The sequence below is a fragment of the Martelella endophytica genome, assembly GCF_000960975.1.
Taxonomy (GTDB): Bacteria; Pseudomonadota; Alphaproteobacteria; order Rhizobiales; family Rhizobiaceae; genus Martelella; species Martelella endophytica.
The window spans coordinates 3,343,546-3,366,469 of record NZ_CP010803.1 but is presented as its reverse complement, the minus strand read 5'-3'; the positions used below and the strand labels follow the sequence as shown (position 1 = coordinate 3,366,469).

At 61.8% G+C, this 22,924-nt stretch carries 23 protein-coding genes and 2 tRNA genes; 15 read left to right on the top strand and 10 right to left on the bottom strand.

Annotated elements, in window-relative coordinates; genetic code table 11:
* Nucleotides 1-48 precede the first annotated feature (48 nt).
* Nucleotides 49-2,088 carry a DNA translocase FtsK gene (locus TM49_RS15405; RefSeq protein ID WP_425283250.1) on the bottom strand — a complete coding sequence of 680 codons (2,040 nt, stop codon included), beginning with the start codon at nt 2,086-2,088 and terminating at the stop codon, nt 49-51.
* Nucleotides 2,089-2,778: 690 nt separating this feature from the next.
* Nucleotides 2,779-2,852: transfer RNA gene (locus TM49_RS15400), tRNA-Cys, on the bottom strand.
* A 243-nt stretch (nt 2,853-3,095) separates the two neighbouring features.
* Here TM49_RS15400 and TM49_RS15395 point away from each other — a divergent pair.
* The 4 genes from TM49_RS15395 to TM49_RS15380 all read left to right on the top strand — a co-directional run bounded on the left by TM49_RS15395 (nt 3,096) and on the right by TM49_RS15380 (nt 6,500).
* Complete coding sequence (locus tag TM49_RS15395) at nt 3,096-5,030, top strand: mechanosensitive ion channel family protein (RefSeq protein WP_082074764.1); 1,935 nt, start codon at nt 3,096-3,098, stop codon at nt 5,028-5,030.
* Between the two features lie 49 nt (nt 5,031-5,079).
* The gene (locus TM49_RS15390) at nt 5,080-5,739 is read left to right on the top strand and encodes a hypothetical protein (RefSeq protein WP_045682566.1); all 660 of its coding nucleotides are present in this window, start codon (nt 5,080-5,082) and stop codon (nt 5,737-5,739) included.
* Nucleotides 5,740-5,889: 150 nt separating this feature from the next.
* Nucleotides 5,890-5,964, top strand: a tRNA-Asn gene (locus TM49_RS15385).
* Between the two features lie 77 nt (nt 5,965-6,041).
* Entirely contained in the window at nt 6,042-6,500 is a 459-nt protein-coding gene (locus tag TM49_RS15380) for a GNAT family N-acetyltransferase (RefSeq protein WP_425283249.1), read from the top strand.
* A 435-nt stretch (nt 6,501-6,935) separates the two neighbouring features.
* Here the strand turns inward: TM49_RS15380 and TM49_RS15375 are convergent, their stop codons facing one another.
* Both TM49_RS15375 and TM49_RS15370 read right to left on the bottom strand, forming a co-directional pair.
* The gene (locus tag TM49_RS15375; protein WP_158498647.1) at nt 6,936-7,307 is read right to left on the bottom strand and encodes a DUF4189 domain-containing protein; all 372 of its coding nucleotides are present in this window, start codon (nt 7,305-7,307) and stop codon (nt 6,936-6,938) included.
* 240 nt (nt 7,308-7,547) lie between these two features.
* Nucleotides 7,548-7,964 carry a winged helix-turn-helix transcriptional regulator gene (locus TM49_RS15370; RefSeq protein ID WP_045682563.1) on the bottom strand — a complete coding sequence of 139 codons (417 nt, stop codon included), beginning with the start codon at nt 7,962-7,964 and terminating at the stop codon, nt 7,548-7,550.
* A gap of 141 nt (nt 7,965-8,105) precedes the next feature.
* Here TM49_RS15370 and TM49_RS15365 point away from each other — a divergent pair, with 141 nt between their 5' ends.
* Nucleotides 8,106-8,987, top strand: a complete 882-nt coding sequence (locus TM49_RS15365) for an SDR family oxidoreductase (RefSeq protein ID WP_045682561.1) — start codon at nt 8,106-8,108, stop codon at nt 8,985-8,987.
* A gap of 16 nt (nt 8,988-9,003) precedes the next feature.
* Here TM49_RS15365 and TM49_RS15360 read toward each other — a convergent pair whose 3' ends face one another.
* Nucleotides 9,004-9,756 carry a pyridoxine 5'-phosphate synthase gene (locus TM49_RS15360; protein ID WP_045682559.1) on the bottom strand — a complete coding sequence of 251 codons (753 nt, stop codon included), beginning with the start codon at nt 9,754-9,756 and terminating at the stop codon, nt 9,004-9,006.
* 87 nt (nt 9,757-9,843) lie between these two features.
* Nucleotides 9,844-10,971: an ATP-dependent DNA helicase gene (locus TM49_RS15355; protein WP_045685319.1), complete on the bottom strand. Its 1,128-nt coding sequence runs from the start codon at nt 10,969-10,971 to the stop codon at nt 9,844-9,846.
* Between the two features lie 136 nt (nt 10,972-11,107).
* Between TM49_RS15355 and TM49_RS15350 the strand changes: the two genes are divergently transcribed.
* The gene (locus tag TM49_RS15350; RefSeq protein ID WP_045682557.1) at nt 11,108-11,488 is read left to right on the top strand and encodes a COG4315 family predicted lipoprotein; all 381 of its coding nucleotides are present in this window, start codon (nt 11,108-11,110) and stop codon (nt 11,486-11,488) included.
* Nucleotides 11,489-11,591: 103 nt separating this feature from the next.
* Nucleotides 11,592-12,047, top strand: coding sequence for an RNA polymerase sigma factor (locus TM49_RS15345; protein WP_045682555.1), 456 nt, complete (start codon nt 11,592-11,594; stop codon nt 12,045-12,047).
* Between the two features lie 61 nt (nt 12,048-12,108).
* Here the strand turns inward: TM49_RS15345 and TM49_RS15340 are convergent, their stop codons facing one another.
* Nucleotides 12,109-12,753, bottom strand: a complete 645-nt coding sequence (locus tag TM49_RS15340; RefSeq protein WP_045685317.1) for an outer membrane protein — start codon at nt 12,751-12,753, stop codon at nt 12,109-12,111.
* A gap of 326 nt (nt 12,754-13,079) precedes the next feature.
* On the opposite strand from TM49_RS15340, the gene TM49_RS15335 reads away from it, so the two are divergent.
* The 6 genes from TM49_RS15335 to TM49_RS15310 all read left to right on the top strand — a co-directional run bounded on the left by TM49_RS15335 (nt 13,080) and on the right by TM49_RS15310 (nt 18,070).
* The gene (locus tag TM49_RS15335) at nt 13,080-13,844 is read left to right on the top strand and encodes an SDR family oxidoreductase (protein WP_045682553.1); all 765 of its coding nucleotides are present in this window, start codon (nt 13,080-13,082) and stop codon (nt 13,842-13,844) included.
* On the top strand, nt 13,841-15,862 hold the full coding sequence (gene uvrC / locus TM49_RS15330; protein ID WP_045682551.1) for an excinuclease ABC subunit UvrC: 2,022 nt from the start codon (nt 13,841-13,843) through the stop codon (nt 15,860-15,862). The genes TM49_RS15335 and uvrC overlap by 4 nt, the downstream gene beginning before the upstream one ends.
* 93 nt (nt 15,863-15,955) lie before the next feature.
* Nucleotides 15,956-16,552 carry a CDP-diacylglycerol--glycerol-3-phosphate 3-phosphatidyltransferase gene (pgsA, locus tag TM49_RS15325; RefSeq protein WP_045685316.1) on the top strand — a complete coding sequence of 199 codons (597 nt, stop codon included), beginning with the start codon at nt 15,956-15,958 and terminating at the stop codon, nt 16,550-16,552.
* Entirely contained in the window at nt 16,549-16,803 is a 255-nt protein-coding gene (gene moaD, locus TM49_RS15320) for a molybdopterin converting factor subunit 1 (RefSeq protein ID WP_045682550.1), read from the top strand. The genes pgsA and moaD overlap by 4 nt, the downstream gene beginning before the upstream one ends.
* 3 nt (nt 16,804-16,806) lie before the next feature.
* Nucleotides 16,807-17,262 (top strand): molybdenum cofactor biosynthesis protein MoaE, encoded by a 456-nt coding sequence (locus tag TM49_RS15315; RefSeq protein ID WP_045682549.1) that lies wholly within the window; start codon nt 16,807-16,809, stop codon nt 17,260-17,262.
* A gap of 100 nt (nt 17,263-17,362) precedes the next feature.
* Nucleotides 17,363-18,070: a DJ-1/PfpI family protein gene (locus TM49_RS15310; RefSeq protein ID WP_045682548.1), complete on the top strand. Its 708-nt coding sequence runs from the start codon at nt 17,363-17,365 to the stop codon at nt 18,068-18,070.
* A 61-nt stretch (nt 18,071-18,131) separates the two neighbouring features.
* On the opposite strand, the gene ndk is transcribed toward TM49_RS15310, so the two are convergent.
* Complete coding sequence (gene ndk / locus TM49_RS15305; RefSeq protein WP_045682547.1) at nt 18,132-18,554, bottom strand: nucleoside-diphosphate kinase; 423 nt, start codon at nt 18,552-18,554, stop codon at nt 18,132-18,134.
* Between the two features lie 106 nt (nt 18,555-18,660).
* The gene (locus TM49_RS15300; protein WP_045682546.1) at nt 18,661-19,329 is read right to left on the bottom strand and encodes a glutathione S-transferase family protein; all 669 of its coding nucleotides are present in this window, start codon (nt 19,327-19,329) and stop codon (nt 18,661-18,663) included.
* A 178-nt stretch (nt 19,330-19,507) separates the two neighbouring features.
* Here TM49_RS15300 and TM49_RS15295 point away from each other — a divergent pair, with 178 nt between their 5' ends.
* Complete coding sequence (locus TM49_RS15295) at nt 19,508-20,029, top strand: DinB family protein (protein WP_045685314.1); 522 nt, start codon at nt 19,508-19,510, stop codon at nt 20,027-20,029.
* A gap of 32 nt (nt 20,030-20,061) precedes the next feature.
* A complete protein-coding gene (locus tag TM49_RS15290) occupies nt 20,062-21,942 on the top strand; it encodes an ABC-F family ATP-binding cassette domain-containing protein (protein WP_045682544.1) in 1,881 nt (626 codons plus the stop codon).
* Between the two features lie 58 nt (nt 21,943-22,000).
* Here the strand turns inward: TM49_RS15290 and metF are convergent, their stop codons facing one another.
* Nucleotides 22,001-22,921, bottom strand: a complete 921-nt coding sequence (gene metF / locus TM49_RS15285; RefSeq protein ID WP_045682543.1) for a methylenetetrahydrofolate reductase [NAD(P)H] — start codon at nt 22,919-22,921, stop codon at nt 22,001-22,003.
* Nucleotides 22,922-22,924: the final 3 nt, after the last annotated feature.

Genomic DNA, 22,924 nt, shown 5'->3' with positions numbered 1-22,924 from the left:
TCAGCAAAAAATGCTCACTTTTTTGTCAGAATCGGCCCAGGGCCTCCCTCAGCTCGCGGCGCCGGTGTCTAGAATTTCGCGTTTGCCGACGTGATTGGCGGGTCCGACAAGTCCTTCCAGCTCCATTCGCTCCACCAGAGAGGCGGCCCGGTTATAGCCGATCGACAGACGACGCTGGATATAGGATGTCGAGCACTTCTTGTCACGCTGGATGATGCGTACGGCCTTTTCGTAGAGATCGTCGCCATCGTCCCCCGCCGACCCCATGTCCGTTGCATCGAACACGGCGCTGTCGTCCTCGCTCTCGCCTTCTTCGTCAACGGTGACGCTGCCGAGATAGGTTGGCGTACCCTGGCGCTTCAGATGAGCGACGACCTTTTCAACCTCGTGGTCCGAAACGAAGGGGCCATGGACGCGCGCGATCCGCCCGCCGCCTTTCATGTGCAGCATGTCACCCTGACCGAGGAGATATTCGGCCCCCTGCTCGCCGAGGATGGTGCGGCTGTCGATCCGCGAGGTTACCTGGAAGGAAATCCGCGTCGGGAAGTTCGCCTTGATCGTGCCGGTGATGACATCGACGGAGGGACGCTGGGTGGCCATGATCAGGTGGATGCCGGCAGCGCGGGCCATCTGCGCCAGCCGCTGGATCGTGCCTTCGATCTCCTTGCCGGCAACCATCATCAGGTCCGCCATCTCGTCAACGATGACGACGATATAGGGCAGCGCCGAAAGATCGAGCTCCTGCTCCTCGAAGGTCTGTTCGCCCGTGCTGCGGTCGAAGCCGGTCGGCACGCTGACCATGATCGTCTCGCCGGAGGCCCGCGCCTCGGCGACGCGCTCGTTGAAGCCGTCGATGTTGCGCACGCCGAGGCGCGACATCTTGCGATAGCGCTCCTCCATTTCGCGCACGGCCCATTTCAGCGCCAGCACGGCCTTCTTCGGGTCGGTCACGACCGGCGTCAGCAGATGCGGAATGCCGTCATAGACGGAGAGCTCCAGCATTTTCGGGTCGACCATGATCAACCGGCATTCTTCCGGCCGCAGATGATAGAGCAAGGACAGGATCATGGTGTTGATCGCCACCGATTTGCCCGACCCCGTGGTGCCAGCCACCAGAAGATGCGGCATCTTGGCCAGTTCGGCGACGACGGGCTCACCGCCGATCGTCTTGCCGAGGCAGAGCGGCAGCCGGAAATCGGTTGTCATGTAGGGCCGGCTTTCGAACAACTCGCGCAGATAGACCGTCTCGCGCTCCTCGTTCGGCAGCTCGATGCCGATCACGTTGCGACCGGGGATGACCGCGACGCGCGCCGAAAGCGCCGACATCGACCGGGCGATATCATCGGAGAGATTGATGACGCGCGACGACTTCACGCCGGGCGCCGGCTCGAATTCGTAAAGCGTGACCACCGGTCCCGGGCGGACATCGATGATCTCGCCCTTCACGCCGAAATCTTCGAGAATGCTCTCAAGAAGACCGGCACTTTGTTCCAGAACCTCCTGGCTGAGCTCGCTCACCTCATCGTGGCGTTGCGACTGCAGCAGGTCGATCGAGGGGAAGACGAAGTCCGTTACCGGCTCCTGCACGAAGACGCGGCGTTGCGGCTCAGCCGGCGTCTCGTCGTCTTCATCATCGATTTCATCTTCCGCCGCTTCGTAAAATTCCACCTCGGCCGGGTCATCCTCGTCGAAGCCGTCCTCTTCCTCGACCAGATCCTCCACCGGTTCCTCGGGAACGGGCGCTGAGGCAGGCTCGGGCGCACGCAGGGTGACCTGGCGATAAAGCGATACCGGCGATGGCGCCTCAGGCGCTTCCGGGGCTGCGGCTGGCGCCGGCTCGACGGGCACCGGCGCGACAAGCGCCGCAGCGGGGCGAGGCTCTTCCGCTACGGGCTCCGGCGCCACCTCATCGGCTTCGCCGATCAGGCCGAGCCCCATCATTTCGAAAGCCAGCCCATCGGGAATGAAGGCGAAGGACCGTTCGGCCTTTGCCGCCTTCTCGACGGGGGCGACCGATTCCGCAGCGTCAGGATGACGCTCTTCCACGATTTCCAGCTGTTCGGTTCTGGCTTCGGCTATTTCGGTCATGGAGGCATTCTGCTGTGGGCGGCGGATCGGGCGGCAAAGGAAATCGACAGGCGTCGGATTTGGTGGCGGTGCTGCCGTCTCAATGTCTTGAGGCGGCGAGATTTCGACCGGGTCACTTGCCGTTTGCTCCGCTTGCCCCTCCGAAAGCGCCTCCGCCAATTGCGTCTGCAGCGCGACCGCCGGCGAAGTGACCGCCCCGGAGGGGCCAACATCGCCGATCGGCTGGCGCTTGTGCGGCGTGCGCGTGAACCGGACATTCGGTCCGAGCACGAATGGCCGCTGCCAGCTCGGCAGCTGATCGGGATCCAGTATGGCTGCACGCTGCTCAGGCAGATTAACCTCCGCCGTCTTGTCGTCGGAGGTTTTGCCAGCGGCGCTGGAATGGAGGCTTGGATAACGCGAAAAAGGCATTCTTTCAGGACCATTCGAAGGGCTGTCACACACCCGTATTGAATAGAAAAGAAACCTTAATCAGTGGTTGCCGAGCCCGCTCCCGTTGCCCAAAAGACGCCCCCTCCCCGCTTCCGGTGGCTGCGCTCAGCCCAACATTCCGGGCAGTTTGCGACATTCAAGGGCGGGTGGAAATATTTTGCAGAGGCAACATCTCGCCAACTCGTCTGCAAGGCAAGCTGAAGCGACTTGCTGCGCGTGGCGCAAGGCAAGGGAACAAGCAATCAATGTGGGGGGATTTGGAGGCCTCGGCCGGAATCGAACCGGCGTGCAAGGATTTGCAGTCCTCTGCGTCACCACTCCGCCACGAGGCCCCGCGTCCGTTTCATCGAACGTGGGCTGCGAGTTAGCGATTTTATCCGGGCCGCGCAAGAGGAATTTCTGAAAACCGCAGCTGGTTTCGCGATTTGGCGCTCCGCCGCTGTCATGCGACCCGATCCAAGTTTTTGCAGAAATCTATCCGCCCCTTGCCGAATCACGTCGGAAATCGGTTAGGCTTGTTTTAGGCGAACGTTATAAGGCGCCAGGGTGGGAACGTCAGGACAGGATGGGGCGAGATGGAAATTGACAGAGAGAGAGGAAGCCGGCGCGTGCGCACGGCGCTGATCGTGGTCGTGATAGCGCTGGCCACCCTTTTGGTCGCCGTTCTGCCACACGTCAGTCTGCCGACCGTCGGCGCCGAGCAGGCTGCGGCCGGGCGCAGCACCACGGCCGATCTCGTCGAAAGCATCATCGACGAAGCCCAGGACGATCCGGGCATCAGGGAACGCTATGGCCGGCTTGTCAGCAATCCGATCTCGCCGCCCGACACGCGCAGCCCGCGGGCGACGCTGGAGAGCTTCCTGATGATACTGGAAGCGGCTAACAAGCTCTGGCTCAACGTCCGCGACGGCTATTTCGACGGCGACACCTTCTTCATGACGAGCCAGCAGAAGAAAGACCTCGTTCTGGTCCAGTCGCTTCTGGAAAAGGCTGCGCGGACCTTCGACATGTCCAACATACCGGCGGCCTCGCGCGAACGCGCGAGCATCGAGGTCGTGCTGCAGCTCCAGGAAATCCTCGACCGCATCTACCTGCCGCCGACTGCTGACGTCCCGGGCCTGCCGGCCGGCGCCATTTCGTCCGATGACGAAAGCCTCATCCCGAACCGGTGGATCATTCCCGGCACAAGCCTCACCATTGCGCGGCAGACGGAGGGCCCGCAGGCGGGCGAGTACCTTTTCACCGCTGCCACGGTCGATCAGATTCCAGATGATTATGAGGCGGTGAAGGCCCTGCCCCTCGTCTCCGACCGGGGTGAGGACCTCTTCCAGTACTATATCTATACGCCGGGCAATCTCGTCGCGCCGCGGTGGTACGAGTTCATTCTCGATGGCCCGCTCTGGCTGCAACTCAATTTTGCCGGCCAGGCCTATTGGCAATGGATCGCCCTCATCGTCACCACGTTGGTCTTTGTCTTCGCCTTTGCCGTCTACGGCCGCTGGAACGCGCGCCGGTCCGTGCCGCTCGATCCTGCAGCCCGGCAAATGCGCCGCATTGTCGCGCCTCTTCTGGTAATTCTCGCGGCCAACCTGTTCCACTTCCTGTGCGAGGAGCAGATCAACATCACCGGCGACCTGCTGCAGATCGTCACGACCGCGATCAGCGCCGTCATCTGGTCGGCCGCCGCGTGGCTCACCTATCAGTTGCTGCAGACCATCTATCTTCTGACGATCCGCAGCCCCAATCTCGGCCGCGCGAGCCTCGATGCCAGCCTGGTACGCACCGGCTTCAGGGTCGTCTCCTTCGTTGTCGCCATCATCGTGCTCGGCTATGGCGCGACCCGGATCGGCATCCCGATCTACGGCGTTGTCGCCGGTCTCGGTGTAGGCGGCCTCGCCATCGCGCTCGCCGCCCAGCCGACGCTGGAAAACTTCATCAGCGGCCTGATCCTCTATGCCGACCGGATCGTGCGCGTCGGCGACTTCTTCCAGTTCGACGACACCGCCGGCACGGTGGAAGAGATCGGCATCCGCTCGACCCGCATCCGCGCGCTTGACCGGACGCTCATCATCGTCGCGAATGCCGACCTGGTGAAGCGCAAGATCACCAATTTCAGTCAACGCGACGTATTTCTGTTCCGCCACAAGATGGGCCTGCGCTACCAGACCGACAAGGCGACGCTCAACAGCGTCATGGACGGTATCCGGGCGATGCTCGAAGCGCATGAAAGCGTGCTCGAATCGCCGCTGCGCGTGCGGCTGGTGGAATATGGCGATTCGGCAATGCTGATCGACATCTATGCCAATATCGCCGCCGCCGACATCAACGTCTTCCTCGCCGTACAGGAAGAACTGCTGATCAATATCCGCGATATCATCGACGACAATGGCGCCAGCTTCGCCTTCCCCTCCTCCACCGTCTACCTGTCCCGCGACGACTTGCCGGAACCGAACGCGCCGCATCCCGTTGGAAAACAGGGGGCGGAAGTCAAAAGCGAGCCGGAGGCCTGAGAAAGCCCACCTCCGCCGTTCGGTAGCCCTTGGCCAGAGGAGCGAAACGATGTGGAGCTGGATCAATGAATATTCGGGCGCGCTGAGCGCGCTCGGTAGCCTTGCCACCATTGTCATCTGGGCGGTCTACCTGCAACTGCTGTTCGGCAGCTACCGTGAGGGGCGCCGGGCGAAAATCCTGATCAACAGGGGCGCCGGTCCGACGCTTGATGGTCATTGCCTGGTCGCCAACATGAGCGCAAGGCCGATCTATATCGACGCGGTCCTGCTCGATTTCACCGTTCAGGAGGAGGACGGTGAATGCAAGCAATTGAGCTATTCGCTGAGCAACCTCAACATTGATGACGAAGATACGTCCGACTCGCGAACCCGACTGTTCCAGGGGCCGCTCCAGTCCGGTGAGCACATCGATATCGGTACGTTCCGCCAGCTCATTGGAAAGATGTCGCCGCCCGATTTCGATGCGTTTGAGACCATCGACAGCGTCCGCATTGTCATCGTCGCCACCTATACGTCGGAGGACAAGCCCGCGGCGGCGGAACGAATTTTCGACGTCATCAAAAAGGATGACAGGTTGCTGTTGTCCCCGCGAACCTATTCCGCTCATCAGTTAAGAGGCAGGCGCGCGCGAAAAGGAATCGAACAGACGATGCGCGATCTGCAACGCGGCGAGCGCAACGGCGACGGCGGCAATATCTTACGCCGCTAGACCGCCCCTTATCGACGTCAGAGCGTCATCGCAGCGGCTCGATTTCCGCCGCCACAAAATTCCTATGTTTTTTTCGAGAAAGGGCTTGGCAAATCGTCCCGCCATTTGTATTAACCCGCTCACACCGCAGCGCCCATCCGGCGCGAATGTTCCCTGGTAGCTCAGCGGTAGAGCACTCGACTGTTAATCGATAGGTCGTCGGTTCGAATCCGACCCGGGGAGCCACTTTTCTTCAAGACCGTTCCGACCTGCCATCATCGCGCCCTTGGCGAATGATGTTTGTGATTTTGGGATGGCACGATATGGTCGCGGCCAGCCTTCCCTTTCCCGGTTCTGGTGCCATGCCGCTCGAAATTTCCGTCACTGCCACGCCCGCCGACGCCGATGTCGCGGTCATCGATCAAAACCTGACCACCTTCAACGAAGCCGAGGTCGGGCCGCAGCAGCGCATGCTGCTGACCGTGCTGGTGCGCGACGGGAACGGCGCGGTTGCGGCGGGAATCAACGGCATGACCTCCTGGGGCTGGCTCTATGTGCAGCGGCTCTGGGTCGGTGAAAGCCTCCGCGGTCAGGGCGTGGCCGCCCGCATGCTCGCGGCCGCCGAGGCCGAGGCGCTGAAGCGTGGCTGCCATTCGGCCTATATCGACACCTTCAATCCGGTGGCACTGAAGACCTATCAGCGCCACGGCTTTGTCGAGTATGGCCGTCTCAAGGACTTCGTTGCCGGCCGCGACCGGATCTTTCTGCAGAAAAAGCTGTAAGCGTTTCCGCTTCCCCGAAATCCGCAAACCATCGTTCCATGATTTTTCGCAATTTCGGGCGGCGGTCCCTTCATTCATTTTCAACTTAAATCGCGCGCCAGAAAGGCGATCGGTTTCCTGCGGGCGACGAGCATCACAGCGGCCATCAACGGTCACCCTCGGCCTCTCTTCCAGCGCGGGAAAAACCGCTCGCCGGATGGCTGAGCAAATTTGTCGAAAAAGAGTTTAATCAGTTGATTGACATTCGGACCGCGCGAACCTATCTGTTGCGTAACGGGGCACTACGCCCCTTGTTCCTTCATCGTGATGCGGGTCACGCACGTCTCTGCGCCTCGCTCTTGTTTCTACGTTCACGATGACCTCCGGAAACACCCCGGCAGTTCCCATGCCGGGGTGTTTCTTTATCCGGACTTCAGTCTGACCAAGCCGATTTGCTCAGTTGCTGGCGCACATGTTGCTGTGCACGGTGCAGCCTTCATACTTTCCGCCATCTGCGCATTGCTTCAGCGCTTCCGCAACGGTTTCCTGGATGGTGTCCTCCATGCCGTAGCCGAGGCTCGATCCCGATGCGTTGCGCGACAGCGCCAGGCAACCGCCCTCGCGGGAGACCACCGTGCCACATCCCTTGGCGCCTTCCTTGAGGCATTCGCTCTTCGCCAGCGCCTCGGCCGCCTCCTTGGACGGCTGGTCGACCGCCATGCCGACAGTCATGGTGTCGTCGTCGATGGCGAGCGCATTCCAGTCGTCGGCCGCCGAGGCGACGGATGCCGACAGAACCATCATCAATGCTGCAAGTGTTGCTTTCATCATTCCCTCCTTCGCGCCCCTTCGCGCATTCTGAGGAAAGCACAGCGCGGGCCCGGAGGGAACTGGCCCGTTAACCTAAAAACGAATCAGAATCGGCGGGCTATAGAAATTCACAAATCCTTAACTATATTTGGAACATCGCAACGTGCTAGACGTTGAAATAGCATACCTCAAGTGACCCCCGAATAAGCACCCCGGCATTCCCCTGCGCCGGGGTGTTTTCGTTTCGCCAGCCCACCTTCACGCAAGCGTCTCCGCCTCCTCCCGGTCAAAGCTCAGCCGCGCCGCGCGGATTTGTGCGTGGTTGTTGCGCGCCCAGGCGACGAGCGCCTGAAACGGATCCAGGAAGGAGCGGCCGGTCTCGGTCAGGGCGTAGACGACCTTCGGCGGCTTGGTCGGATAGACGGTGCGGGTGATATAGCCGTCACGATGCAGATCGCGCAGCGTCTTGGTCAGCATGCGCTGCGAGATATCGGGCGTGAAGCGCTTCAATTCGGCAAAGCGCAACGGCCCCTCCGAAAGCGCCATCAGCAACAGCGTCGCCCATTTTCCCGAAACCTGGTTCAGCACGTCGCGGACCGGGCAGTTTTCGATCAGGCCATTCGTGAGAATTCCGGCGAGTTCCGCCCTGTTCCAGGCGGGTAAGGGGTCGGTCATGGCTGGCTCCTGCGCACATCTGTGTAACCAGGGGAGATTATAAACCCTTCTTTACAGCGGCGCCAATCTTCCTAGATGAAGTATGATCTCTTTTCGAGACTACGTTTAGAAATTTCATGCCGCTCGGCAGAAGGATACCCAATGAACCACCAGACCGTCCTCGTCACCGGAGCGTCCGGCAAGCTTGGCTGCGAAACGCTCGATTTCCTGCTCCAGGCTGGCAAGAAGCCATCAGAAATCATCGCCACCACCCGTGATGTCAGCAAGCTTGCGGACTATGCCGCAAAGGGCATTGCCGTCCGCCAGGCGGATTTCGACGCGCCTGAGACTCTCGCGGCCGCCTTTGCCGGTGCTGACCGGGTCGCCATCATCTCCACTGACAGCCTTGCCCCGGAAGTCGACCGCGTGGCCCAGCATACCTCCGCCGTCAATGCCGCCAAGGCAGCCGGTGCCACGCACGTCGTCTACACGTCCCTGCCCGGAGCCGAGGATTCGCTCATCAGCTTTGCTGGCGATCACCTGGGGACCGAACAGGCGATCAAGGCAAGCGGGCTCAACTACACCCTGCTCCGCAATGCCTGGTACCAGGAAAACCTGTTCATGAGCCTGCCGAGCGCTTTCCAGCATGGCGTCTGGCTGACAGCGGCCGGCAACGGGCGGATCAACTACATCGCCCATGAGGATTGCGCACGCGCGCTCGCCGCTGCCCTGCTCTCAGACACATCCGGCAAGGACACCTATACGCTGGTTGGGCCGACCACCTATACGATCGATGAGGTCGCGGCACTGGCGCACGATTCCACCGGCAAGCCGCTCGAGGTCCGGCACGTCACCTCGGATGCGCTCCGCGAGACGCTTTCGGGCGTGGGTTTGCCGCCTTTCGTGGTCGATCTCATGGTCAGCACGGATGAAAATATCCGCTCGGGCCGCTTCGATATCGTCAACAACGATTTCGAAAAGCTGACAGGCCGCAAGCCGAAGCCGCTGGAAGTGTTCTTCGAAGAGAACGCAAAGGCCTTCTGAACGAGGGCCCTTCGCCTCAGACAGTCTCACCGCAGGCGCGCCGGAAGCGACGCACGCTTTCGGCCATGCCGAATTCCAGCGCATCCGCGGTGAGGCCATGTCCGATCGAAACTTCGGCCAGATGCGGGATCTGCTGCGCCAGAACCGGCAGGTTCTCGACCGTCAGGTCGTGTCCGGCATTGACGCCAAGGCCGAGTTCGGCCGCGATCGCGGCGGTTTCGCCCAGCCGCGCTGCGATCTCGACCTCGCGTTTCGGATCGTCGTAGCAGGCGCCGTAGGGGCCGGTGTAGAGCTCGATCCGGTCCGCGCCGCTGTCGCGGGCCGCTTCGAGCTGGCTGCGGCTGGCATCGCCATCGGCAAACAGCGAAACGCGGATATCGCGCTTCTTCAGACGGATCACCGCGCGCTCGATCACACCGGCATCGGCAATGAAATCCCAGCCGTGATCGGACGTCGACTGGCTCGGACTGTCGGGCACCAGCGTCACCTGCTCAGGCTCGCTCTCGAGACAGAGCCCGATGAAATGGTCGCTGGGATAGCCCTCGATGTTGAATTCCGCCTGCGGGAATTCGTCATCGATCAGGTTTCGGATCACCGCAAGATCGGTGAAACGGATATGCCGCTGGTCAGGACGCGGATGCACGGTAAGGCCATAGGCGCCGGCCTCGAGCGCGATCTTGCCCAGATGCCGAACGCTCGGCCAGGGAAGGTCGCGACGGTTGCGCAATTGCGCCACCGCATTGAGATTGACAGACAGCCGCGCGGTCATTGGCGCCCCTTTCCCTGCCTCAAAACATGTTTCTATCTGGCAAGAAATAACACCAAATAGCTGTATTTGCGCGATTTTGTACCACTATCACCTTACGATCGTCAATCGCTCAGCCGCGCGGGTGATCGCGGTATAAAGCCACCGCTCCCGGGTGTCCCGGAAGGCCCAGCTTTCGTCGAAAAGCACCACATTATTCCACTGCGAACCCTGCGCCTTGTGGACGGTGAGCGCATAGCCGTAGTCAAAATCATCGAAACGCTTCTTCGTTGACCACGGAATTTCCGTCTCGCTGTCTTCGAAGGCGGCCTTCAGCAGCTTGATCCGTGCCGCGCCCCTGTCGGGATCATCCTCTTCCGGATTGACGAGCAGGTTTATGCCCGGCTTGACGGTTTCCTTTGACGACGACATCACCTTCCACAGCGAGCCGTTGAGAAGCCCTTTCGACGGATCGTTTCTGAGGCAGACCAGCTTGTCGCCGGATTGCGGATAGGCCTGGGTGAAGCCCTTCAGTTCCCTGAGGCGCTGATTGTAGCGCCGTCGCGTGCGATTGGTTCCGACAAGCACCTGGTCGGCGCCCAGCACCAGATCCTGCGTCACGTCGTGCCGGGAGATGACCTGCGCCTCGCCATAGTCGCCGTGCGGTATCTCTGCGCCTTCGCGCACCCGCATGGCCAGATCGATGATCGCATTGTCGCGGGCCTGGCGATGGATTTCGGTCAGCAAGAAATCCGGATCGTGGTTGGTGAAATAGCCGCCTCCGGAGACCGGCGGCAACTGGCCCGGGTCTCCAAGCACCAGAACCGGCGTTCCGAAGGAGACGAGATCCTGGCCAAGCTTCTCATCAACCATCGAGCATTCGTCGATGATGATGAGCTTTGCCTTGGCGAGCGGGCTCTGGCGGTTGATCGAGAACATTGGCGCGACCGAGGTCTTGCCCGTTTCCTCGTCCTCGATCATCTCCTCGCCCTTCGGGCGGTAGATGAGCGAATGGATCGTGCGGGCGTTGCTGGCGCCGCGCGAGCGCAGCACCTGGGCGGCCTTGCCGGTGAAGGCGGCGAACAGCACATCGCCATCGACATGCTCTGCGAAATAGCGCGCAAGCGTGGTCTTGCCCGTGCCGGCATAGCCGAACAACCGGAACACCGGCGAACGGCCTTCCTTCAGCCAGTGCGAGACCGCCTTCAGCGCTTCATCCTGTTGCGGTGAGAATTCCATGGCGCCGACTTGGCAGGATTCGCCGGCAAAGGGCAACACAAAATCGTGAGGCGGGGAATAAAACCGGGTCCTCGCGTGTCTATCCGGTGACGTGTCGCGATGAGCGCGACATACCAACAGAACGGATAGCATCGAAATGAAAACCACCCTCCTCGCCGCAGCCGTGCTCGTGGCCTTCACCGGCATGGCCCATGCGGGCACCAATACCTTCCAGACCGTCAGCAGCAACAGCGGCCCCGTCCTCGCCGGGCAGAACGGCAGGACGCTCTACACCTATGACCAGGACGCACGGGACGTATCCGCCTGCTACGGGCCATGTGCCGCAAATTGGCCACCATATATCGCCAATTCAGCCGCGCAACCCTTCGCACATTACACGTTTGTGGTGCGGACGGATGGTCAACGACAGTGGGCTTTGAATGGCAAACCCCTCTATTTCCGGGCTCAGGACCAGAAGCCCGGCGACACGACCGGCCAGGACGCCGCCGGCCACTGGCAGGTCGCCCGCCCGGCCTGACGCACGTGTCGGTCCAGGCGTCAGCCATGGCCGCCTGCGTCCGGTGCGGCAAACTTGTTGCGCGGCGCCGGATCCGCAATTCGAGGCCGAGGTCCTCGCCGCAATGCCGCGGCTGCGACGCATTGCGGCAGCACTGGCCGGTTCGGCAAGCGATGGCGAGGATCTGCTGCAGGATACCGTGCTGATGGCCCTGCAGCGGCACCATCAGTGGCATGGTGAAAATATCGGCGGCTGGCTTTACACCATCATGCTCCATCTCAATGCCAACGCCCGGCGGCATCGGGACACCCTGCCGCTCCTGGCGCTCGATGGCATTGAGGATTGGGGAGAACCCCAGCCGGATGCCCTGATGCGCGCAAGGCTGATAAACGCGCTCGAAGCGCTCGCGCCGGACTTCCGCGAGGTCGTCCTGCTCCACGATGTCGAGGGCTATGGATATGAGGACATCGCCGAGAAACTCTCCATACCGCTCGGAACCGTGATGTCGCGTCTGCACCGCGCCAAGCGACATCTCGCCGAAGGCCTGGTCGGAGAAGCCTCGGAGCGCGGGAACGCCTGACAGCTCCAACGCAAAAACCCGCCACGAGGGCGGGTTTTCGCAATCGATTGTTCTGACAGGATCAGAAATGGACGCCGAGGCCGACCTTGACCGTGTTCTCCTGGAAACCGCGCTTGTAGCGGCCGGAATTCAGGTTGAAGTCCTGATCGCCGTAGTCGGTGTAGCGGTATTCGACGCGGGCCGAGATGTTGTCGGTGACCATCGCCTCGACACCAGCGCCGAGCGTGTAGCCCCAGGCCATCTGCTTGTCCTTGTCGCCGCCCTGCTTGGCCTGCAGCTTGGAACCGGCAAGACCGCCCGTGCCGTAGACCATGACCGGATCCATCGCATAACCGATGCGGCCGCGCAGCGAGCCGTTGACACCCTGCTCCATCTTCAGGTTCGGGTCGACATATTCATGCTGATTGGAGGTCGCCAGATCGGCTTCAACGCCGTAGACGATCGAGCCGGACTGCATGTTGTAGCCGCCGAACAGCGTGCCACCCCAGCCGTCGGCGTCGAAATCGCCCTTCTGGAAAGTACCCCAGTCCCAGTTGGCGGCGCCACCGAGGTAGAATCCGCTCCAGTTGCTGACCTTGACCGGCGCAGCATAGGTAACCGGGCTCGGCTCATAGGGAGCGCTTACGATTGCATCTGCGGCCTGAGCCGCGCCCGCACCCAGCACCAGCATGGTGGCTGCCGTCAGCGTTTTGTTCAAGTTCCGCATGTTATTCTCCTTAACGATATCCAGCGAAACGCATTGAGGTGCGTTCTTCGCATCAAGATTGCGCATAGGAATGAAATAGGACTATGGTTACTGCTTATCAATACTATATATACGACAGATAAATTGCTGGTTAACTGTCGATTAATTCGTGATAATGGCGTGTATATTTTGGTTAAGATGAATTTAAATTATAAAAACAACAGACGTTAACTTAGCGTCTATAACTTCTATCGTCGTTTCCGGTCAGCAAAACCCGCCTCCGCCCGTTGGCGAAAGATTGTTAAACACCCTATATGGCTCAAGTAACCGATCTCTGGGACTCGAGAATGCAGCAGAACAGGCCGATCAAGACCGCACTCGTCACCGGCGGGGCAAAAAGACTGGGGCGATCCATCGTCGAAGACCTAGCCAATTACGGCTTCAATGTGGCAATTCATGCCAATCAATCCCTTGCGGAGGCCGAAACGCTGGCCGCCGCAATGTCGAAATCGGGCGTGCGGACAGTTGCGCTCGCGGCCGACCTCACTGATCCCACCGCCGTCGATGGCCTCGTCGAGCGAGTGCAGGCCGCGCTTGGGCCGCTCGATCTCCTCGTCAACTGCGCCTCGGTGTTTCATGCCGACAGCGCCGGCGATTTCGACATGGACACCTTCGACCGGCACTTCGCCGTCCACGTCAAGGCACCGGCAACGCTTGCCGGCCGCTTTGCCCGGCAGGTGGAGGGAAACGGGCTTGTCGTCAACATGATCGACCAGCGTGTCTGGGCGCTGAGGCCCGATTTCTTTACCTATACGCTTTCGAAAAGCGCGCTCTGGACGGCGACGCAGACGATGGCACAGGCCTTCGCACCCAAAGTGCGCGTCAATGCGATCGGCCCGGGCCCGACGCTTAGGAACGCGCGCCAGAGCGAGGAGGATTTCCAAAAGCAGATCGATGGCCTTATCCTGAAGCGCGGCCCCGATCCGCGCGAAGTCGGGTCAACGATTCGCTATCTCTACGAAACACCCTCGATCACGGGTCAGATGATCGCGCTAGACGGCGGCCAGCATCTTGCCTGGGAAACGCCGGATGTGACAGGTATCAACGAATGACGCAGAAGACGCCGCTCGATGGTGGCATTGTTTATGACGACGACAACGATGACGACGTCACCGAAGCGCCCATGGCGCTGCCGGAGACGGAGAAGATCGTCTGGAATGACGGCGAAGTCGCAAAGCACGCGCTGAAGGGCGCGGAGCTGATCGCCGAGTTCGTCAAGCATCTGCCGAACAGCCCCGGCGTCTACCGCATGTTCAATGCCAATGGCGACGTGCTCTATGTCGGCAAGGCCCGCTCGCTGAAGAAACGCGTCACAAACTACGCCCAGGGGCGCGGCCATTCGAACCGCATCACCCGCATGGTCACGCAGACGGCGCATATGGAATTCGTCACCACGCGGACGGAAACCGAGGCGCTGCTGCTGGAAGCGAACCTGATCAAGCGCCTGCGTCCGCGCTTCAACGTGCTTCTGCGCGACGACAAGTCGTTTCCCTATATCCTGATCACCGGCGATCACGAGGCGCCGGCGCTGTTCAAGCATCGCGGCGCCCGCGCCCGCAAGGGAGACTATTTCGGCCCCTTCGCCTCAGCCGGCGCCGTCGGCCGCACCATCAACGCCATGCAGCGCGCCTTCCTGATCCGCTCCTGCACCGACAGCGTCTATGAAAGCCGCACGCGGCCCTGCCTGCTCTACCAGATCAAGCGCTGTTCCGGGCCCTGCACCGGCGAGATCTCGCCTGACGGCTATGCCGAGTTGGTGAACGAGGCGAAGGCGTTTCTTTCCGGCCGTAGCAAGCAGGTTCACACCGAACTCGCCGCAGCGATGAACAGCGCCGCCGAAGAGCTCGATTTCGAGCGTGCCGCGATCTATCGCGACCGGCTTTCGGCCCTGTCGCATGTTCTCGGCCACCAGGGTGTGAACCCGGCCGGCATCGAGGAAGCGGATGTCTTCGCTGTCCACAATGAGGGCGGGCTCTGTTGCATCCAGGTGTTCTTCTACCGGACCGGCCAGAACTGGGGTAACCGCGCCTATTTCCCGAAGACCGACCCGTCGCTTTCCGGCGCCGAAATCCTCAACGCCTTCCTGGCGCAGTTCTACGACGACAAGCCGGTTCCACGGAATATTTTCCTCTCCGAGGAGATCGAGGAGCTGGACCTGATGCAGCTCGCGCTCTCCGAACGCGCCGGCCGCAAGGTGTCGATCTCCGTGCCGAAGCGTGGCGAGAAGCGCGAAGTGGTGGACCATGCGCTCGCCAATGCTCGCGAGGCCCACGGCCGCAAGCTTTCCGAAACCGCGACGCAGTCCCGGTTGCTCGCAGGCTTTGCCGAGACCTTCGGCCTCGACCGGCCACCGCGCCGCATCGAGGTCTACGACAACTCCCACATCATGGGCACCAATGCCGTCGGAGGCATGGTGGTCGCGGGGCCCGAGGGCTTCGTGAAGGCGCAGTATCGCAAGTTCAACATCAAATCGACCGAGATCACCCCTGGCGACGATTTCGGCATGATGCGCGAAGTCATGACCCGCCGTTTCACGCGGCTGATCAAGGAACATGGCATCCCCGACCACGCCGCAGCGCCGGAGCCCGATGACGATGCCCCCTTCCCCGCCTGGCCCGATGTCATCCTCATCGATGGCGGCCAGGGGCAGATGACGGCGGTGCGCGCCATTCTCGATGAACTCGGCATCCGCCAGGCGGTGACGGCGATCGGCATCGCCAAGGGCGCCGACCGCGAGGCGGGACGCGAGCGTTTCTTCATGGATGGAAAGCCGGATTTTTCGCTGCCGCCGCGCGATCCGGTGCTCTATTTCATCCAGCGCCTGCGCGACGAAGCGCATCGCTTCGCGATCGGCTCGCACCGGGCACGGCGCAAGAAGGAAATGGTGAAGAACCCGCTCGACGAGATTGCCGGCATCGGTCCCTCGCGCAAGCGTGCGCTGCTGCAGCATTTCGGTTCGGCCAAGGCCGTCTCGCGCGCCGGCCTCAGCGACCTTGCCACCGTCGAGGGCATTTCCGAGGCCATGGCGAAATTGATCTATGATCATTTCCACGAAGGTGGCGCAAATTGACGCGCACCGCTTGCGGCGGCGCGTCAAAGGTTTATGTGTGACGGAAAGCGCATCGGCCCCGATCCGGCGAGATGCGACAGGACGGAAGACGCCATGGCATCGAAAGCTTACAATCTCCCCAATCTCCTGACCTATGGGCGCATTCTTGCCGTGCCGCTCATCGTGCTGTGCTTTTTCCTTGAGGGAAAGCTCTCCAGCTCCGATTTCGCCCGCTGGGCGGCGCTGACGATCTTTCTGATCGCCTCGATTACCGACTTCTTCGATGGCTATCTGGCGCGCGCCTGGAATCAGACCTCGAATATCGGCCGGATGCTCGATCCGATTGCCGACAAGCTTCTGGTATCCACCTGCCTGCTGCTGCTCGCCGCCGATGTCGAGCGCACCATTGCCGGCTGGTCGCTTTGGGCGGCAATCATCATTCTCTGCCGCGAGGTGCTGGTCTCCGGCCTTCGGGAATATCTCGCGGGCCTAAAGGTCTCCGTGCCGGTCACCCGCATCGCCAAATGGAAGACGACCTTCCAGATGATCGCGATCGGCCTGCTGCTCGCCGGTCCGGCCGGCGACAAGGTATTTCCGTACACGACAGAGTCCGGCATTGTTCTGCTCTGGGTCGCGGCCGCGCTGACCATGTATACCGGCTATGACTATTTCCGCGCCGGGCTGAAACATGTCGTGGAGGCCGAACGATGACCAAGCTCGTCTATTTCGCCTGGGTTCGCGAACGCATCGGCACGGCCGAGGAAGAAATCGCCCTTCCCGACGATATCGAGAAGGTGAGCGATCTTCTGACCTTCCTACAAGCCCGCGGCGACAACTACGCCGTGGCGCTCTGCGAGCCCGACGTCATCCGCGTTGCCCTCGACAAGGTCCATGCCGAACATGACGAGAAGCTCGGTGCGGCGCGGGAAATCGCGCTGTTTCCGCCAATGACGGGCGGCTGAGCCATGACCGTCACCGTCAGGGTGCAGCCCGATGATTTCGATATCACCGCCGAACTGCGGGCCATGACCGAAGGCCGTACCGACATCGGCGCGACCGTCAGCTTCACCGGCCACTGTCGCGATGAAAAGGGCAAGCTGTCCGCGCTCGAGCTTGAGCATTACCCAGGCATGGCGGAAGCCGAAATCACGCGGATCTCGGAAGAGGCCGTGCGCCGCTTCGACCTTCTGGGCATCACCGCCATTCATCGCTACGGCCGCATCCTGCCCGGTGACAACATCGTGCTGGTCATCGCCGCGGCAAGTCACCGACAGGCCGCCTTCGACGGCGCCAGTTTCGTCATGGACTTCCTCAAGACCGTCGCCCCCTTCTGGAAGAAGGAGCATCTTGCTGCGGGTGGTGACGGCGGCTGGGTCGACGCGCGCGAGGCGGACGAGACCGCCCGCAAACGCTGGCAATAAAAACGTCGCGATTGCCGTCTATCGTCGACCTTGCCCTTCAGAACGGAAGCACTATCCTTGTTCAAAACGATTTGATGCTCCACACCGAAAGAGAACCATCATGCCAGCCAGCGCCGCGTCCTGCACAGTCGGCTTCATCCTCTATCCCGGTTTTACCCAGCTCGACCTGTTCGGCCCCGCGGATGTGCTGAACCGGATGCAGGGTGTCGAGGTGAAGCTCCTGTGGAAGAACCTCGACCCGGTCATCGTCGATCGTGGCCTCAGGATCCTGCCCAACATGACCTTCGGCCAGTGTGAGAGCCTTGATATCATCTGCGTGCCGGGCGGCCCCGGCCAGATCGCGCTGATGGATGATGACGAGACGCTGAACTTCCTGCGCCGCATCGCGCCGGGCTGCAAGCTCGTCACTTCGGTCTGTACCGGTTCGCTGGTCTTGGGGGCTGCCGGTCTGCTGAAGGGCTACAAGGCCACCAGCCACTGGACCTCGCTCGATCATCTCTCCCTCTTCGGCGCGACGCCGGTGGAAGAGCGCGTCGTCATCGACCGCAACCGGATCACCGGCGCCGGCGTGACCTCCGGCATCGACTTCGCCCTGAAGGTGGTCGAGGAACTGAGCGACCGCGAGACCGCGCAGCGCATCCAGCTGCAGATGGAATACGACCCGCAGCCGCCCTACAATTGCGGCTCGCCGAAGACCGCCCCGCCGGAGATCGTCGACAGCGTCCGCGCTCGCCTGCACATGTTCCAGTCGAGCCGCCGCTCCGCCAGTGAGCGCGCCGCCGAACGCCTCAACGCCCGCAAGGGCTGACGAAAAAACCCGCGGCAGAACCGCGGGTTTCAAAGGGGCAGAAATGCCGGAATGAATGGCTTCAGCCGACGATTTCGGTTTCGGAGAACCAGAAGCCGATTTCGCGCTTGGCGGTTTCCGGAGCATCGGAGCCGTGAACCGAGTTCTCGCCCATGGAGAGGGCAAAGGTCTTGCGGATCGTGCCTTCGTCGGCCTTTTCCGGATTGGTGGCGCCCATGATCTCGCGGTTCTTCAGAACGGCGTTTTCGCCTTCCAGAACCTGCACGATGGTCGGGCCCGAGCACATGAATTCGACGAGTTCGCCGAAGAAGGGACGTTCCTTGTGCTCGGCGTAAAAGGCCTCGGCCTCGCGCTTTGCCATCCACACGCGCTTGGAAGCAACGACGCGGAGGCCGTTGTCCTCGAAGACCTTGGTGATGGCGCCGGTCAGGTTGCGCTTGGTGGCGTCAGGCTTGATCATCGAGAAAGTGCGTTCAATAGCCATATCAATTGTCCTCTGGCATTCGGGGAAATTTCGCCGCTGTATAGAGGGCTTTTCGGCAAAATGGAAGCGTCGGAACAACCGTGATGTCCAGGTTTTCGCCCTTCCGTCAGCCTTTTTCGGTGAAAGCCTCCACCCGCTCGTACCAGTTGGTCACGGGATCGTTCGGATCCAGCAGTTCGGTATTGCCTGTCTGGCTCGCCCACTTGAACGCACCGAAGACGATATAATCTGAGAAAAGAGGTTCACTTCCGCCGATAAACGGCTGAAATTTTAGCATATTGCGGAGCGGAGTTAGTTTCTCCGGGAAGGCCGCAATGGCGGCCTCGCGGCCGGTCGCCACCTCTTCCAGCGTGGCGCCGAGGCGCGCCTCACGGCTTTCGCGGAAATAGGCCTGGTCGGCGGGCGCCAACCGGTCGTGGATGTTTTTCAGCGCAATCCGTGTCACGGCGGGATGGAGCGTCGATAGCGACCAGGCTTCCACGAAACGCGCCATGGCAAGCCCGCCCTCGCCTTTGAACAGGGAAGGTGCGTCCGGATAGGTCTGCTCCAGATAAAGCGCGATCGCAAAGCTGTCCGATATCAGGGCGTCGCCGTCCTTCAGAATTGGCACCGTCTTCGAGAAGCCGTTCTCGACTTTCGGAATTTCGGTGAAGCCGACTGGCCTTTCTGTGAACTCCAGCCCCTTGTGCCTGAGCGCCAGAACGACCTTCCAGCAATGCGGGGAAAACGGCGCCGAGGCATCGGCGCCACAGAGCGAATAGAGGATACGGCTCATGGTAAACTCCCTGTTGTGGGCAAAGAGTGTCGCGCATTCCGATCAAATTCAAGCAGCAGGGGGCATATTGCCCTGGCAAATGACGCTGCATCAGCACAATGAATGTCACCATCTGCAGAATTCATGAGCGCCCTGCATCAGCTTGGGATTATCATGATCCCAGAATGGAGGGACTATGATGTCGTCGCATTACCGCATGTTTGCCGCCTACAACACCTGGGCGAACCGCCTTGTCTATGACGCCGCCGCTACACTTTCCGATGAGGAGTATCGCCGCGATCTCGGCGCGTTCTTTCGCTCGGTTCACGAGACGCTGAACCACGTTCTCTTTGCCGACCGGCTGTGGCTGGCGCGCTTTGCCGGCGAGAACCCCGCGCCGGGCGCGCTCGACACCATTCTCTACGACGATTTCGCCGGACTGCGGGCAGCGCGGGAACAGACTGACGCCGACATCGTGGCGTTCATTGGCGGGCTGGGAGACGCCGTCGAAGGCACGTTCTCCTACAAGCGCGGCAACCCGCCCCAGCTCTACACCGACCGCTACGCGATCACGCTTTCCCATTTCTTCAACCACCAGACCCATCATCGCGGCCAGATCCACATGATGCTGACCGTCCTCGACCGCCCCTCTCTGGCCCTCGATCTCATCTATTTCCTGCGAACCGATGAAGGAAAGCCGTTCGCGCAAGCCGCCGCTTGAAAAGTCCCGCGGTTTCAGACAAAACCGCGGTCATGATTTCCATATCCGACCTCTCCGTCCGCATCGCCGGACGCCTGCTGATTGAAAACGCCTCCGTCTCCATCCCCGATGGCATGAGGGCGGGCCTTGTCGGCCGCAATGGCGCCGGCAAGTCGACGCTGTTCAAGGTGCTGACCGGCGCGCTGTCGCCGGAGACCGGTAGCGTCTCGCTGCCGAAGAAGGCACGCATTGGCCAGGCGGCGCAGGAGGCGCCGGGTACCGAGGACGCTCTGATCGAGATCGTGCTCGCCGCCGACAAGGAGCGCGCCGCCCTGATGACGGAGGCGGAAACCGCCACCGATCCGCACCGCATTGCCGATATCCAGACCCGGCTCGTCGATATCGGCGCGCATTCGGCAGAAGCGCGGGCCGCAAGCATCCTCTCCGGCCTCGGCTTCGACGAGGACGCGCAGAAGCGTCCGGCCTCCTCCTTTTCCGGCGGCTGGCGGATGCGCGTCGCTCTTGCTGCGGTGTTGTTTTCCGAGCCCGACCTTCTGCTCCTCGACGAGCCGACCAACTATCTCGATCTCGAGGGCACGCTGTGGCTGGAGGACTATATCCGCCGCTATCCCTACAGCGTCATCATCATCTCGCATGACCGCGACCTTCTGAACACGGCCGCCAACGCCATCATCCACCTCGATCAGCGCAAGCTCACCTTCTATCGCGGCTCTTACGACCAGTTCGAGCGGCAGAAGGCGGAAGCCGACGAATTGCAGATGAAGGCGCGCGCCAAGAATGAGGCGCAGCGCAAGCACCTGCAGAGTTTCATCGACCGCTTCAAGGCCAAGGCCTCCAAGGCCCGCCAGGCGCAAAGCCGCGTCAAGGCGCTGGAGCGGATGGGCACGGTCGCTGCGGTCATCGAGGACCATGTCCAGGGCTTCTCCTTCCCTGAGCCGGAAAAGCAACCCGCCTCCCCGATCATCGCTATCGAGGATGGCGCCGTCGGCTACACGCCGGGCAAGCCGATCCTGACCGACCTCAACCTGCGCATCGACAATGACGACCGCATTGCGCTGCTCGGCGCCAACGGCAACGGCAAGTCGACCTTCGCAAAGTTCATTTCCGGCCGGCTGAAACCGGAATCGGGCACGCTGAAGCTTGCCCCCAACCTTTCGACCGGCTTCTTCGCCCAGCACCAGATCGACGACCTCGTGCCCGATGAAAGCGCGGTCGCCCATGTGCGCAAGCTGATGCCGACCGTGCCGGAGGCAAAGGTGCGCGCCCGTGTGGCGCAGATGGGGTTGGCGACGGAGAAGATGGATACGCCCGCCCGCGATCTGTCAGGCGGCGAGAAGGCGCGGTTGCTGATGGGCCTTGCGGCCTTCCATGCGCCCAACCTGCTGATCCTCGACGAGCCGACCAACCACCTCGACATCGACAGCCGCAACGCGCTGGTGCAGGCGCTGAATGACTATCCGGGCGCCGTGATCCTGATCTCGCACGACCGCCACCTGATCGAGGCGACCGTGGACCGGCTGTGGCTGGTGCATGGCGGCACGGTGAAGACCTATGACGGCGATCTCGAGGATTACCGCACGCTGATCGTCTCCGGCGGCAAGCAGAAGTCCGCGAAGGTCGAGCCGGAGGAGCCGAAGTCGAAATCGGTCCAGCGCAAATCCGCCGCCGACCGCAGGGCGGCGCTGGCGCCGCTGAAGAAGAAGATCGACACGGCCGAGCGCAAGACCGCCAAGATCACCGAGATCGTCGCCAAGCTCGACGCCGATCTCGCCGATCCGAAACTTTACGCAAAGGCGCCGGAAAAGGCGAAGGTGATGCTCCAGGCCCGCGCCAACGCGGTCGCGGAACTCGCCAAGGCCGAAGAAGAATGGCTGACGCTTTCCGCCGAATACGAGGCCGGAATGGCCGATTGAGGCATAGAATCCGGGGCCGGCCCTCAGGGCCGGCCGACATTTTCCAGTTCCGAACCCGCTAGACGGCCGGGGACCGCAGCTCTGCCCCCGCAACGCCGCCGGCAATCCTCGGCCCGATGCCGAGCCGCTCGAACACCGCTTCCATCAGCTTCGAACGGTTCATCGTGTAGAAATGGAATTCGGTAAGCCCGCGCTTCTGCAGGTCGAGCACCTGTTCGGCCGCAAGGTCTGCGGCGATCTCGAAATGGGCCGTGGCATCATCCTCGTAGCCCTCGAAACGACGTGCCATCCAGTCGGGAATGATAGCGCCGCAACGGCCCGCGAAATTGCGCAGCTGGCGGATGTTCTGCACCGGCATGATGCCGGGCACGACCGGGATTTCGATGCCGGCCCGGCGGACGTCACCGAGATAATCCTCGAACGTGTCGTTTTCGAAGAAGAACTGGGTCAGCGCCCGGTCGGCGCCGTTGTCGGCCTTGGCCTTGAGCATGGCGATATCGGCGGCGCGGTCGGCGCTTTCCGGATGCTTCTCGGGATAGGCGGAGACGGAAATGTCGAAGTCGTCGATCGCCTTCAGCCCGGCAACCAGCGCCGCGCCGTTTTCGTAACCGCCCGGATGCGGCTGATAGGCTGCGCCAACGCCACCGGGCGCATCGCCCCGCAGCGCCACGAAGCGCTTCACGCCGGCGTTCCTGAAGCTGTGGACCACCTCATCGACCTCTGCCTTCGTCGCCTTGACGACGGTGAGGTGCGAGGCGGTGACGAGCGGGGTCTCGTCGAGAAGGCGCTTGACGGCGGCAAAGGTCGGGGCACGGCTGGTCGCGCCGGCGCCATAGGTCACCGACACGAACTCGGGCTCATAGGCCGTCAGCGCCTGAACCGCGCGCCACCAGCCAGCCTCCGCTTCGGGTGTCTTCGGCGGAAAAAACTCGAACGAAAAGCCGATCGCGCGTTCGCGCGAGGGGTTCAACTCAGACATTGG